Source organism: Paenibacillus sp. J2TS4 (assembly GCF_018403245.1).
GTDB lineage: Bacteria > Bacillota > Bacilli > Paenibacillales > NBRC-103111 > Paenibacillus_L.
On record NZ_BOSH01000009.1, the window covers coordinates 106,305 to 120,646 of the forward strand.

Consider the following 14,342-nt stretch of genomic DNA (forward strand, 5'->3'; position numbering starts at 1 on the left):
CATTTATTATAAAAGGATAGTCCGGATAACTCAATGCTGGATCAACCAAGTACAGGAGAGTGATCGGCAATATGAAAAAGGCCCTCGGTACATGGCATGGGATAGTCATCCCATGGCTGGCCTTAACGGCTTTGACCGCCGCCTGCTCCGCTGCCGGTTCCCCGGCGGTAGACAGGGAAAATGAGCGCCGAAGCATGAAAATTACGGCCATTGATTTCGAATGGGATGCCGTGCCCGAGCATGGAATCGGCTTGAATATGATTAATGAGCGGTTTCAGGTCGATTACCGCCCGGCCTTTTATTTGGCGGACCGTTATTACGACAAACTTGTATCCGTGCTCACCTCTAATCGCATCCCGGATATTATCTCTTTCCCTAACGACAGCCTCAAATTTATACAATTCGCCAAGCAGGGGCTGTTCTTGCCGCTCAATGATTATATCGATACTTATTCGACATTCAAAGCTGTTCCGCCTGCAATGTATGAGCGGTTTTCTGTAAACGGAAACATATACGGCATTCCGCAGTATTACCCGAGCTACAATATAACTCCGATCATCCGCAAAGATTGGCTTGATAATCTGGGCTTATCCATGCCAACCAATTTCGAGGAATTGAAGCAGGTGGCTATTGCTTTTACCCGCGACGATCCGGACGGCAACGGCAGGGATGATACATACGGTATTGTAACGGGCAGAAATTATTATCCGGAATACGACTTCGGGGCATATTGGGATTCGGCGGCCTGGCTGCATAAGAATGAAGCCGGTGATTACATTCCAGGCTCGGTCTCGGAAGGCTTCAAACAACAAATAGCGACAATGGCCGAACTGTATGCCGAGGGCGCACTGGCGGAAAATTTTCCGTTTATGACCTGGAACCAGTTGAATGAGGAATTTTATAGCGGCAAGGCCGGGATCTATATCGGATCGCCCAATGGGATGATTCAAGAGCTGATGAAGCAATTGGTCGCGGCCGATCCGGAGGCGGAGGTCGTCCCGGTCCCTCCATTCACCGATCCGAACGGACGGCGGGGCTTCCTAGCCACGGAAGGCTTCATCGGCATTACGGCATTATCGGGAAATCTATCCGGAAACTCGGAGAAAATTGAAACGATTCTGGAGATGATCGATTTCGGGCGCAGGTATTATTCGCTCGAGGAATTAACGCCGGACAACCCGGATTTCGACTGGTACATGGGTTATGTTGGTCAGGGATATGATTATGTGCACGGGAAAATCGTTGCCAAGGAAAACTCCTTTAGCCAAGGGTTAGCTCCAGTAACTTTCTTTGTGGACAGCTTCGAATGGGTGCCCGAAGACAAAATCCCTCAATACCACAAACGCTATATATTTCCGCAGACGGCAGAGCTGTCGGAGCGGCTGGAGCAAATGTGGACGGACAGCGACAAGTACATAAGCCCGCTTTCCGGCACCTATTCTCCGGCTCATGACGAGAAAGGAGCGGCTCTTCATCAATGGCTGCGGGATGAACAGATCAAAATCATTCTCGGATTAAAGCCGTTGGAGGAATGGGATGATCTGGTCGCCGAGTATATGAGAAAAGGCGGCTCGCAAATGATAAAGGAATTTAATCAGGAAATCAGGCAGAAGGAACGGCAGGATTATTGGGAATAAGGTTAGAACGCCGGTAAAATAGCGAAGGGCAGGGGATTACTCCCCGCCCTTCGCTATTTTTATCTTTATTTTCCCCCTTTTATCCTTGTTTGCCCTTGCCCGGATTTAAAAGAGAATTGCAGTTAAACCGCGGCGGTGGTTACATGGATTTGAATTTATCAGACAAGGGGGATAGTTAATCGTGAATGTGCAATCGGGTCGCTCCAATACCCGCATAACTTTGGAACGGCCGCCGGAACCTTCCAGGGGGCTCGCCCGGGGATGGATTAGCTGGAAAACCGATTTGCGGAAAAACAAATGGCTCTATCTGTTGTTTCTGCCCGTTTTCATTTGGTATGTGCTGTTTGCCTATTGGCCGATGTATGGGCTGGTCATCTCGTTTCAGGACTATAACATCGTCAAGGGCATTGCGGGCAGCGACTGGGCGGGATTCAAGCATTTTAAAGATTTTTTCAATGATCCTTATTTTTTCCGGTTGATCCGCAACACCTTTCTGCTTAACTTCTACGGGCTTCTCTTCGGATTTCCGGTGCCGATCCTGCTGGCGCTCATGTTCAACGAGATTCGCAGCTTATGGCTGAGGAAGCTTTCGCAAACCATCAGTTACTTGCCGCATTTTATATCTACCGTTGTTGTTGCGGGGATGGCGCTCACGTTCCTGTCGCCGAGCAGCGGCATAATTAATGTGCTGATCAACAAGCTGGGATGGGAAAGCATCCATTTCTTCCAGGAGCCCGAATGGTTCCGGACGATCTATGTCGGTCTCGGCATTTGGCAAAGTGCCGGCTTCTCCGCGATTATTTACTTCGCGGCCTTATCCGGAATCAGCCCGGAATTGTATGAGGCGGCCCGCATGGACGGCGCCAACCGCTGGAATCAGATGCGCTACATTACGCTGCCGGGACTTGTCCCGACGATTGTCATCCTGCTCATTCTGAACATTGGCGGTATGCTGGGAGCCGATTTCCAGAAAATTATATTGCTCTACAATTCGACCATCTATGAAACGGCCGATGTGCTGAACACTTACGTTTACCGCAAGGGGCTGCTCGATTATAACTTCGGTTTTGCCACTACGGTAGGCCTCTTTCAAGGAATCGTCGGTTTCGTTCTGGTCTATATGGCGAATTGGATAAGCCGTAAAGTTAACGAAACGTCACTTTGGTAAAAGGAGGGCGGATAATGAGCGCAAAAGTCAAATCTATTCGAAATCTTAGCTTGTCGGACTTTATTTTCAAATGCTTCGTGTTCGTATTTGTCGTTCTCGTTTGTTTCGTCACGCTGTATCCGTTCTACTATATCCTTATCGTTTCGCTTAGCGGCACCTCGGCGGTTATGCGCAATGCGGTTTTCTGGTGGCCGGAAGGGCTGAATTGGTCCGCTTACCGGACGGTGCTCGGTTACGACGGCATTTGGCTGGCCTATTTCAACACGGTGTTTTACACGGTTGCCGGAACGGCAATCAGTCTGCTGCTGACGGCGCTGGCCGCCTATCCGTTATCCTGCAAAGACTGGAAATTACGGCGTTTCTCCACCCTGTTCCTGGCGATTACATTGTGGTTCGGCGGCGGGCTCATTCCGTTTTATCTGGTTGTTCGCCAACTGGGCTTGCTGGATACTCGTCTCGGTATTTTGCTGTATGCGGCGATATCGACTTTTTATGTGATCATTATGCGCACTTACTTCGAAAGCCTTCCGCAGGAACTGAAAGAGTCGGCCAAAATAGACGGAGCCAGCGATTTGCGCATCCTGTTTCAAATCTTCATTCCACTTTCCAAACCGGTTTTTGCCGCTCTGGGACTATATTATGCTGTCGGGAAATGGAATTCCTTTTTCTGGGAATCCGTTTTTCTGAATAACGAGAAATTAATGCCGATGCAGGTTTTATTGATGCGCATCATTCGCAACAGTGCCTTCGACAAGCAATTGGCACAGGCGATTATGCTGGAGTCGGATGTGATGCCTATTACGATTCAATATGCGACGATCATCGTTACATCGCTGCCGATTATTCTCGTGTATCCGTTCTTGCAAAAGTACTTTGTAAAGGGGGTTATGATCGGAGCGATTAAGAGCTGAAGCTGAGAAACAGGCAGGATGAAATGCAGGAATGAAAGTGATTCGAACCAGAATTGGAGGGTCTGAAAAATGAAACCGGTAAAAAGCCTCGCTTGGGGCAGATTGATTTCCATGTTCATGGCGCTCATCATCGTTTTCGGTATGGCCGCTTGCAGCGCGGATTCCGGAAAGAAGCCGGAATCCGGCGGCGACTCGCCGCAGTCGCCTGAATCCCCATCGTCCCAAGGCAAGACGAAGCTCTCATTATTTATTGTCAGCCGCTCTCCGGATGCGTTATATGACAATAACATGCTGGTCTGGAAGGAGCTTGGGGAGAAGTTTAATGTCGAATTCGATTTTATTACCGGCGATAACGCGACGATGACGGAGAAATTCCGCTTTACGATGTCATCGGGAGATTACCCCGATATTATAGCAGGGCAAGTGGAGGACATTAACAAGTTTGGCCAGGACGGGGCTTTCATTAAACTAAATGACTTGATCGAACAGAAGGCGCCCAACATCAAGAAGTACCTGCTGGACGACAAGGACGCTTATATGCAAACCTCGGACGGTGAAGGAGATTTATATGCGGTGCCGATGCAGTCGGCCATCCGCACATCGTGGGGGCCGATGATCCGTACGGATTGGCTGGAACGGGTCGGTCTGGACATGCCGGAAACGATCGAAGACTGGTATAACGTATTGAAGGCGTTCAAAGAACAGGATGCCAACGGAAATGGCGATCCGAACGACGAAATTCCGTTTTCTACCGAAGCGCATGGGGATTATTATATGGGCTTTCTCGATGCCTGGGGACTCGATATGGACCGCCGCTGGACGTTCGAGAACGACCGGCTGATTTATACACCGACAGACCCCCGCTTCAAGCAGTTCCTGGAGACGATGCATCAATGGTATCAGGAAGGGCTGCTCGATAAGGAGCTTATGTCGAAGCAGAAGGTGGATCTGGACGCGGATCTTCTGAACAATAAGGTGGGCGCCACCTACCATTGGATCGGACATATCGCCGGATTCAATTCGCGCCCCGAGGTGCAGGAGATCGACGGCTTCAAGTATCAGGTGGTGCCGCCTCCGGTGTTAAACAAGGGCGATAAGCCGCTTACGCACAAGCAGCAGCAGAAAGTGGTCATGCTCGGTTGGGGGATTAGCTCCCAGAATGAACACGTCGACCTGACGATGCAAATCTTCGATTACATCTATAGCGAAGAAGGTCAGATGCTGTGGAACTTCGGGAAGGAAGGCGACACCTATGTGCTTGATGAGCAAGGCCAGCCGAAATATACGGAGAAAATAACGTCCAGTCCCGACGGAATTTACAAGGCGCTGCTTCGCTTCGGCGGGCAAGCGTGGGTCGGTTTCAGGCAGGATCCGCGCTATGAGAAAGAAATGGTGAACGATCCCGACGTGTTTGAGCAGATGAACAGCTATATTGAAAACGATTATTTCCGCGATCCCTTCCCGACTCTGAAATATCCGGATAATGATTTCAAGCGGTTCACGGAACTGAAGGGTCAAATTGATACTTACGTGGAAGAAATGACGGCCAAATTTGTTATCGGCAGAGAGCCGTTAAGCAAATTCGACGCTTTTGTCCAGCAGGTGGAGAAGATGGGACTGAAAGAAATGCAGGAAATTCAGGATCGGGCGTACGAACGCTACAAGGAAATGATTAAATAAAGCTTACGAGGAGTAGATATTGTGAACAAACCAGGGATGGTTCGGTTATGTTTATTCAGCATGCTTATAAGCTTGCTGCTCCTTCCTAGCCCAATAGCAGCGATGGCAGAGGAGGAGGGGGCCGGGCAGGCTCCCCTTGCGCGGGAAGGTTCGAAATTCAATCTGGCCGAGGGCAAGTCGTATACGGTTAACGAACCGGCGGACGGCCAATATCCGGATGCCGGTGGCAAACTGACCGACGGCAAAATTGGCGGGGTAGACTATACAGATGAAGCTTGGGCCGGATTCCTGCGTGGATCGTCCCGGGAAATCACGATAGATCTGGGCGGTATGCATTCGGTCGAGTCCATCCGTGCCGGTTTTTTGCAGCAGACGGAATCCGCCATCCGCTATCCGAATGCCGTATCGATATTCGTCTCCAACAATGGCGTGCATTGGACCGCATTGAAGCATGCCGGTCCACCGGTGCCGTTCTGGATCGGTCCGGCGCAGAAGCATACTTTCGAGTGGAATGGACGGATTGATGGCGTTCCGGGGGCCAAAGAACAGACAGAACTGGCCTATACCCGCTATGTTAAAGTTCAGTTTCAGACCGCCCTATGGGTATTTGCCGACGAAATCGAGGTACTGGGGTACGAAGGGCATGTTCAAGGGGCGAAAGTGCCGAAGGCAGATAAGCCGGAATACCTTCGTCCCGGCGACCGCACCGGCGGAATATCCGATTTGCTGCTGCTGTACAACGGACACTACCATAATGGGCTCGGGGACTGGACGAAAGAGAACCTCATTCCTTATATAGCCTATGTAAATAATGACGGTGAACCGCAAGGCTGGTTTTTTGACGGAATTTTATATTTGGGGCTCAGTTCTCCTGAAGGGCGGGCTTACGAAATGTCGCTGAAGGCGTCCAATTGGGACGACTGGAAGTGGTATCTGGACAAAACGTTCGCCGATGGCGGGGATCTCGACGAGTTGAATGAGGCGGTTGCTTATGTGGAGGATCGGCTCGGAAAACGGAAAGAGCCGTATCCGGTTGTGCTGATGATCCCGTATCCGGCTGAACCGCAAACCAACTTCGGCGACGTGGACGGTGATGGATTAACGGAGAATTTCAATGCCGCCGAAGTCGGGGCAGAGGCCTCGTTGGCGAACAAGAAGAAAGCGGCTGCCTGGTATATCGACCAGGTGCTGGAGCGTTGGGCTGCCAAAGAATACGGCCATTTGCGCCTGGCCGGGCTGTATTGGCTGAACGAAGAGGTGGCGCCGGACAGTACGGGCGATGCCGAATTGATCCGGTATGCGGGGGAGCTTGTTCATCAACATTCCCTGAACTATTTCTGGATTCCCCGTTACCATGCGTTTCAGTTCTTTACATGGGATCAACTCGGGTTTGACGCCGCCGCTTATCAGCCTAACCACTTCTTCCAAACGGAAAGCAGCGCCGACCGAATTCGCGATGCGGCCCAATGGGCGAAGCAGCTCGGCATGGGAATGGAGCTGGAATTCGATGAGCGGATCCTTACAGAGCCGGATGCGGTCCAGCGGTACTTTAACTATCTGGACGGAGCCAATTCGTACGGATACCTGAAGCATGCCTTTAAAGCTTATTATCAAGGCAATAACGCATTATTGCAGGCCGCACAGCATCCCGATCCGGAGGTTCGCGCCAGCTATGATGTGATGTATCAGTTTGTAAAAGGGAAGTACAAAGGCGGCAAGTGAACGGCGGCTGATATGGTTTCCCGATTGCCCGGCAACAGCAATTTCTTTGGCTATGGTTGAGGGAGATGGGTAATCCTTAAGATATCGCTCCCATGGTTTGACGTACAAAGATAGAGTAGGCGCATACCCACCATGCACCTACTCTATTTCTCATCCTTGAAACGATCTTCCATTAAAGACCCTTCTGGAGTAACGAAAAAAGTCCAATTGCTCAATTTTAATACTGAGAAATTGGTTTGAGCTGCCAATTACCGCATATAGCGGATATTCATTAGTGGGTTGCCCGCCCTTTTTAATAAATTTATCCCTGACCCATGATTCTGTTTCTTTTTCTGAACTGAAGATATTGAACCGGCTCTTTAAATCGCGCAAATAAGGGGGATTCGTCACAAAGCTCTTCCATAACTTGTATTGCTTCGCTTTCAGGAAGTGCCCGTAGACTTCGAAAAGGCCGCGATCCCCTTTTATAATAATGCGTTAATAATTCCAAGCTGCTCCCTCCTCATCATCCGCCTTACATGATATCCCTATACAGACAATATCTCATCACCCAAACGCTGCAAGCCCTCATACCTGTGCCGAGCTTCCTCTATGCTGCCGACTATGCCCAGCCAATCCGGATAAGTTTCGAGCGGTTGGTCCCACAGATTTTTCATCTCGTATCTGGCGAAGACCCTCAGCACGTCCCGGGCATCCTGAACTTCTGTCAACTCCTCCCCAATGGACCGTCTGCACTTATAGGAAAGACGATGCCGGTTTCTAATCCAATCTGGCGAGACGCTCAATCTATATAGAACAGCTTCATCATCAAAAGATTTCATCTGATTGATTTGGTCCGCCAGATGCTCTTGCTGTTTAGCCCGGGCTAACCTCTCGAAACGGGTTCCGAGACGGGCAAAGGAATGATCCCGCTCTCCCCAGCTTTCCAGCAGATAAGTTCTCAAATGCTCCACAGCTTCATTAAGATAAAAAGTCGCCGCCAGATGCTTTTGATCCGCAATCGATTGATCTGACTTGGTCAAGCTGACGGCAAAGGATTTCGCCAGCTTGCTTTTTCTTAGGGAAACTACATGACCTGCAAAACGATGAGCATTAAACCATCGCACCAAATCGCTTCCAACTCCGTCCGGATCGACTAATGGCCGGCCTCTGTAGGCCTTATCCAGACAGTGATAACAAGAGACGTTATCCAGAAGAGAGTCCAGATCGTCAGGTCGGGAATCAACGACACGGGAAACCATCTCCACATTAAAATAAAGGGTCCCTACGTCCAAAGCCGTTCTCCAGCCGGCTTGCTCCCACTCTTGAACTAATTCTGCCCGCAGCTCTTTAATCCGCTCATTAGCCTCATCCTCGTGATTGTTATCATATATGGGAATAATATCAATATCGGATAAAGGCCACGGTTCCCCTCTCCCCAAGCTGCCTCCCAGAATAAGAGCCCGAACCCCGGGAATCTGACGGAAACGGCTCGCGACTTCCTCCGCTCTATTCTCAAGAATCGTCCTCCAATTCGCCAAGTAAATCTCTTCGTTCATGCGGCTCCCTCCCTTCTGATCATTCTGATTCCTAACTTACGGCTTTTTGGGCAGCTACGAACCATAGGTGCAGATCTTCCGTTTCCCTCTTAATGTTAATCTAGCGAAACTGTGCAGCCTTATTTGTGCAGAAACAGGTGCGGCGGAATTGTAGCGAAACTACGCAACGCTATAAGCGAAAAAATCGATAAAAAGAGGCGAAAAAACGAAATTAGCGATGCACAGTTTCTTTAGAAATTGAAACAAGGTGAACATAGCGATTTAACGATATGAAGTTTCGTTACGATTCGCAAATTGCGACACTACGAACTAAATCCCGCTCGTCGTCCCGCCAACTAACTATCGCTTCCTTTCACATTAGTCCTTATCGAAACGCCGTGTGCTCCACCAACGATAACCAGATCCGACCTGTTGACAAAAAGGCCATTCTCCACTACCCCCGGAATGGAATTCAACCGAGTGCTTAGCTCCTGTGGCTCCTCTATAGCTGTAAAACGGCAATCCAATATATAGTTTCCATTGTCCGTCAGGAAGGGAACTTCGTCTTGATAGCGCAATTGAAGAGTACAGCCCAGCTCGCTAATTTGTCGGCGAGTGACCTCCCAGCCATAAGGAACGACTTCAACCGGTAACGGAAATCTGCCCAGAACGGGAACCGTTTTGGACTCATCCACAACTATAATGAGCTTTCGCGAGATAGTGGCCACCATTTTCTCCCGCAGCAGCGCTCCTCCCCCGCCTTTAATCAGGTTGAAATACCGATCCACTTCATCGGCTCCGTCTATTGTTAAATCCAATTCCCGGGTTTCCGAAATGTTAAGCAGTGGAATGCCGAATGCCGCGGCAAGCTCCCCTGTTTTCCTGGAGGTAGGTACGCCCTGAACACGCAGCCCTTCCTTGACCCGCTTCCCCAGTTTCTTGAGGGTCCAGTACACGGTCGATCCTGTGCCAAGACCGAGAAGCATCCCGTCTTCGATATACTCTACCGCTTTTTCTCCAGCGATCTGTTTTCCATCCATACAAGCACCCTCCGAAAAATTAAGGCTTTAAGTAGAAAAAGAAGAGCCGCCCCCGTCCCTGCTGCTCTTCTAGTTTGCCATTCTATATTCCGTATAATTAGTTACTCGCCTGACTTCCTCAATATAAAAGATTGAAAGTGCGGATTTCCCTCCTCTAGTTGAACCTTATTAAAATACTCCAGGCGAAAATAGGGCTTAACCAAGGCTTGAACACTCTCATCGGAGCGAAAGGCAAAGAAACGCTTCGGCTCGCACCAATCCTCTTCCCAAATCCCTTCGGAGTCTCGTCCCCCATAAAGTCCGAGATAGAACACCCCGCCCGGCTTCAGAACCCGTCTGATCCCGGATAAAACGACCCCCATCTCATGATTGGGAACATGCAGCAGACAATTTAAAGCATAGACAGCGTCAAAAGCACCCTCCGGAAAGTCCAGCTCATAAAAATCCATTACATGGGCGTCCAGCCCCTTCGCTTTACAAAATCGCACCATTTCCGAGGACAGATCAATACAGGTCACTTTATGCCCCTGATCGCTAAAAGCTTCCGCATCCTTGCCTGTTCCCGCTCCGATTTCCAGCAGGCTTGTTTCTGTTCACTGTGCAGCAAGTTCATAAAGTTCTGTCTCTCCGCGAGCTTCCATTTCGCAACCTCCGATTGGGATCGCCGCAGCGCATCTGCATCATAAGATTGGGCTAAACTGATTTTCGCTTCAGAATTCATTCTCCGTCACTCTCCTCAACTGGAAGTATAGACCCATTATACGGAACACATGTTCCGATGTAAATCATTTACGGTTCCACAATTCCCCACATCCAGAAAAGACGATTCATTCCTCTACGTGCCACAAGACTTCAAAGCTTCCTCTTAATCCGTCTCCCGTTACGACCCATTTATAAACTCCCGTTTTCGGAACAGAGAGCTTCCATTTCCCTCCGCCTGCTTCCGTGAGGCCCACATACTGATTGTGGTCGTTCAGCATATGAAAACCATAGCCGCCTTCATTCTCACGATGGAAACCGATAGAGATCGTCAGGCTCTGACCTTCCTTCGCCCTCACCGGAATTTCGTGCTTTCCATTAAAATAGCTGAAGCTCGCTGAATAGCTGGAAGCCGTCCGCTCTTCCTCCCAATCTGCTTTTTTAGTAAAATCTAAATTCGCCGCAAGAAGAAAGAGCAGCGGTAAGCCGACAGCAAATATGTATTTGAAAAGAGGATTCTGCCTGGAGGCATACGTTCCGAAATAAAAGATCAAGGCACAAGCCGCGCCGACCGTTCCGGCGAATAGAGTATAGCCGTTTACTTCTTTGAAAATAAAAAATGCAAAGCCTGCAATGACATACAAGCCAATTTTTACAAGCAGACGCGGGAAGCCTCTCAGTCTGAATGTGAGCCCATCTATGACGAAAGAACAAGCTATGCCGTAGCCAAAAAAGAGGCCCCAATACATCCAGCGGGAAAGCTCCTCACTCCATTGAAACAGATCAAATCGCGACGCCTGCAGTATGAAAGCGAAAAATACAGCCATGGATAACCCCGCTCCCGCAAGCTTCGTCAACAGGAAGGGAATTATTCCGGACCGCAGTCCTTTTGTATACAAGACCATTCGAGCACCCCCATGGAAGCTTATTCTGATTTTACCTCATATCCATGGCTGAGTCTCTATAATTATGCGGCTTAAGGAGACTTCAGACGAACCTATCCTTTGGCGATAAAATATCCTCTAAACGCGGCCGCCTTTCGAAATCTTTCGATAAGAGATTTTCCCAATGCCGACAATATAGTTGTCCGCCCTCGTTCGCACTGGTGTACAATAACAAGAGAGGAATTTAACAAAACGCAGGGTGATGATTTCGTGAAAACGTTAGTAATAGCCGAGAAGCCCGACATGGGCAGAAATATAGCCAGGGCGATCGAGCCGAAGGCGGTTAATAAAAAGACACATCTCGAAGGCGAGCGATACATCATAACTTGGGCCATTGGTCACCTGGTTGGCCTGGCGGAGCCGGACAAATACGACGACCGTTACAAAAAGTGGAGAATCGAGGACCTGCCGATCATTCCCGACTCCTTCAAGCTGGTAGCTTACTACAAGACCCGGTCGCAGCTCAAGGTCATCTCCGAGTTGGCGAAGCAATGTTCCGCGATAATTAATGCCTGTGATGCGGGACGGGAAGGTCAGCATATTTTTGCGCTCATTCAGCGTCATCTGAAGCTCAGACACCCGGTGCAGCGGCTATGGATTTCCGACCTGACTCCGGAGACGATCCGCCATGGCTTCGCCAATCTGAAGGACGGCTCGGAATTCGACAATCTGACCAAAGCAGCCAGAGCCCGCAGCGAAGCGGATTGGCTGGTCGGCATGAACGGATCGCGGGCTTTTACGACGAAGCATCGCGAGCTTCTGTCCGTCGGCCGGGTGCAGACTCCCGTGCTTGCCCTTATCTATGATCGGGAGAAGCAAATCGAAGCCTTTAGCTCGCTTACCTATTACGATGTAGAAGCAAGCTTCTCTCAAGAGAACACGAACTACTCGGGCAAATGGCAGGGTGAACGGATCACCGACCGCAAGCAAGCCGAAGCGATCGCGGCCAAAGTCAAGGGCCAAACCGGGAAGATAGCCAGCTATGAAGCCAAAGACACCCGGGAATACCCCTACAAGCTGTACGATCTTACTCTGCTGCAGCGGGAAGCTAACGGCAAATACGGCTTTACAGCGAAGAAAACGCTGGATCTGGCGCAATCGCTATACGAAAAGCATAAAGTGATCACTTATCCGCGGACGAATTCCAATTACGTCACCGAGCAGAACATTGCGGAAATGCACCGGGCGCTCACCTCCTTGCAGGGAACGAGCTACGATTCTCTCGTGCAGCAGGCTTCCCGATCCTTCGTTCATAAGAACAACCGCTATGTCTGCAATCCCGCCAAGGTAGAGGATCATCACGCCATTCTGCCTACGGCCAAAAAAGCGGGGAGCCTGTCGGCCGATGAACAGAAGCTGTACGATATGATCGTCCGCCGCTTTCTGTCGCATTTCTACCCGCCGGCTCAATATAAAGTACACACGGTCCTGACCGAGGTGGAAAAGGAGCTGTTCAAAACGACGATCAAGCAGCTTCTTGATTTGGGCTGGAAGATCGTCTACTCCGGCTCCGAAGACGGCAAGAAAAATTCCAGGCGTAACAAAGAAGAAGAGAATGAGGAAGTCGAAACAGACGAGTCTTTCTCCGTCGATAAGGCGCTGGAAGTGCTCTGCACCGGCTCCGCCGTGCAGGAGAAGGAAACGCAGCCGCCGAAGCCGTTCACCGAAGGAACGCTGCTGAAGGCAATGGAAAGCGCCGGCAAGCAAATCGAGGATGAAGAGCTGCGGGAAGCGATCAAAGATTCCGGCCTGGGGACCCCGGCCACCCGGGCCTCGACAATTGAACGCTTGAAGCAGGTCGGCTACATCGGGATGCAGGGCAAGCGGATCGCGCTCACGCCGAAGGGACGCTCGGCGGTGGAGTTGATCCGCGGAGCCGGCATCGAGCTCTTGACCTCGCCGGAGATGACCGGCCAGTGGGAGCGGCGGCTGAACGAGATCGCCCGCGGCCAGGCGTCCGACACCGCGTTCATGGAGAAGGTGAAGGAATTCACCGTCCATATCGTGAACAAGGTGCGCAGCCAGCCGCAGGCCGATCAAGCCGCCTTCGCGCAGCCGGAAGCGCCGGCCAAGGGCCGCTCCCGCGCCGCTGGCGGAACGCGCCGCCGCACCGCCGCGGGGGCGAGCGCTGGCACAGCCGGGGCGCGCCCGGCGGCGACGCGTGCGGCAGCAGGCGAGGCCGCAGCGAAGCCGGGCAATGCCCGCGGAGGCGCCGGCACGCGCACGGCAGCAGGCGCAAGCGGCGCACAAGCGGCCGCCCGCGCCGGTGGCGCGGCGAAGTCGAGCGCGGGCGTGATCGGGCTGTGCCCGCGCCCCGGCTGCGGCGGCACGATCTTCATGGGCAGCAAAGGCTATGGCTGCAGCAATTACAAGCATGGCTGCGGCTTTGTCATTTGGAAGAAATCCAAATTCGGCAAAACTTTAAGCGACACGATGGTGAAATCACTTATCCAGAAAGGCTCGACGAACAAGCTGAAGTTCAAAAGCAGCTCCGGCCAATCCTACGAAGGAAAGTTGATTTTAGCTGACCGGAATACCGGAGATCTCGGTATGGAACGAGTATTTTAAATTGCCCATACTCTATAATAGTCCCAAAAAAGCCGGGCTCACTGGCTCACTAGATCATAACCAACTGAAAATAAACAAAAATCGAACAACAACCTCCTTCTAAATGCCTCCATCTGAATGGAGGTTTTCTCTTTTAAGGCAACAAAACTAGAACGGGTCAACCTATATTCAACATTTGAAAACCTGGATACGAGTGTGTTTTATGCTCCGATTCCGGTACCAGAAACTAACCCATAGATTTCAGTCTGTTGAAATAGCGACACTAATGCACTGCTATTCATTTATACGATTTTTCGTACAAAGATGGCCCTTTCTCCGTACTTGTGCGCCCATCTGTATGATATTTCGTACAAACCGCACTTGTTCGCATCCATCTTTCGCTCATTTGTACGTCTATTTGACTATGCAAGGGGCCCGGTGGATAGGGCGCATACCAGCCACGGTAGATCTTTTTCA

The 14,342-nt window shown here is 50.7% G+C and carries 12 protein-coding genes; 6 read left to right on the forward strand and 6 right to left on the reverse strand.

Going from position 1 to position 14,342, the window contains the following annotated elements:
- The first annotated feature begins 71 nt into the window (after positions 1-71).
- The 5 genes from KJS69_RS19035 to KJS69_RS19055 all read left to right on the forward strand — a co-directional run bounded on the left by KJS69_RS19035 (position 72) and on the right by KJS69_RS19055 (position 7,118).
- Positions 72-1,637, forward strand: coding sequence for an extracellular solute-binding protein (locus tag KJS69_RS19035; protein WP_213585370.1), 1,566 nt, complete (start codon positions 72-74; stop codon positions 1,635-1,637).
- A gap of 265 nt (positions 1,638-1,902) precedes the next feature.
- Positions 1,903-2,805 (forward strand): ABC transporter permease, encoded by a 903-nt coding sequence (locus KJS69_RS19040; protein WP_249730623.1) that lies wholly within the window; start codon positions 1,903-1,905, stop codon positions 2,803-2,805.
- A 14-nt stretch (positions 2,806-2,819) separates the two neighbouring features.
- Positions 2,820-3,716 carry a carbohydrate ABC transporter permease gene (locus KJS69_RS19045; RefSeq protein WP_213585371.1) on the forward strand — a complete coding sequence of 299 codons (897 nt, stop codon included), beginning with the start codon at positions 2,820-2,822 and terminating at the stop codon, positions 3,714-3,716.
- Positions 3,717-3,785: 69 nt separating this feature from the next.
- Positions 3,786-5,396 (forward strand): extracellular solute-binding protein, encoded by a 1,611-nt coding sequence (locus KJS69_RS19050; RefSeq protein ID WP_213585372.1) that lies wholly within the window; start codon positions 3,786-3,788, stop codon positions 5,394-5,396.
- A 21-nt stretch (positions 5,397-5,417) separates the two neighbouring features.
- On the forward strand, positions 5,418-7,118 hold the full coding sequence (locus tag KJS69_RS19055) for a DUF4855 domain-containing protein (RefSeq protein WP_213585373.1): 1,701 nt from the start codon (positions 5,418-5,420) through the stop codon (positions 7,116-7,118).
- A 301-nt stretch (positions 7,119-7,419) separates the two neighbouring features.
- Here KJS69_RS19055 and KJS69_RS19060 read toward each other — a convergent pair whose 3' ends face one another.
- The 6 genes from KJS69_RS19060 to KJS69_RS19080 all read right to left on the reverse strand — a co-directional run bounded on the left by KJS69_RS19060 (position 7,420) and on the right by KJS69_RS19080 (position 11,279).
- Entirely contained in the window at positions 7,420-7,608 is a 189-nt protein-coding gene (locus KJS69_RS19060; protein WP_213585374.1) for a hypothetical protein, read from the reverse strand.
- Positions 7,609-7,645: 37 nt separating this feature from the next.
- Positions 7,646-8,656, reverse strand: coding sequence for a nucleotidyltransferase domain-containing protein (locus KJS69_RS19065; protein WP_213585375.1), 1,011 nt, complete (start codon positions 8,654-8,656; stop codon positions 7,646-7,648).
- Between the two features lie 335 nt (positions 8,657-8,991).
- Positions 8,992-9,675: a ribose-5-phosphate isomerase RpiA gene (gene rpiA / locus KJS69_RS19070; RefSeq protein ID WP_213585376.1), complete on the reverse strand. Its 684-nt coding sequence runs from the start codon at positions 9,673-9,675 to the stop codon at positions 8,992-8,994.
- A 101-nt stretch (positions 9,676-9,776) separates the two neighbouring features.
- On the reverse strand, positions 9,777-10,256 hold the full coding sequence (locus KJS69_RS19075) for a class I SAM-dependent methyltransferase (protein ID WP_306434419.1): 480 nt from the start codon (positions 10,254-10,256) through the stop codon (positions 9,777-9,779).
- Positions 10,190-10,396, reverse strand: coding sequence for a hypothetical protein (locus tag KJS69_RS29740; RefSeq protein ID WP_249730613.1), 207 nt, complete (start codon positions 10,394-10,396; stop codon positions 10,190-10,192). The genes KJS69_RS19075 and KJS69_RS29740 overlap by 67 nt, the downstream gene beginning before the upstream one ends.
- 106 nt (positions 10,397-10,502) lie before the next feature.
- On the reverse strand, positions 10,503-11,279 hold the full coding sequence (locus tag KJS69_RS19080; protein WP_213585377.1) for a hypothetical protein: 777 nt from the start codon (positions 11,277-11,279) through the stop codon (positions 10,503-10,505).
- Between the two features lie 249 nt (positions 11,280-11,528).
- On the opposite strand from KJS69_RS19080, the gene KJS69_RS19085 reads away from it, so the two are divergent.
- Positions 11,529-13,886, forward strand: a complete 2,358-nt coding sequence (locus KJS69_RS19085; protein WP_213585378.1) for a type IA DNA topoisomerase — start codon at positions 11,529-11,531, stop codon at positions 13,884-13,886.
- The last annotated feature ends 456 nt before the right edge of the window (positions 13,887-14,342 follow it).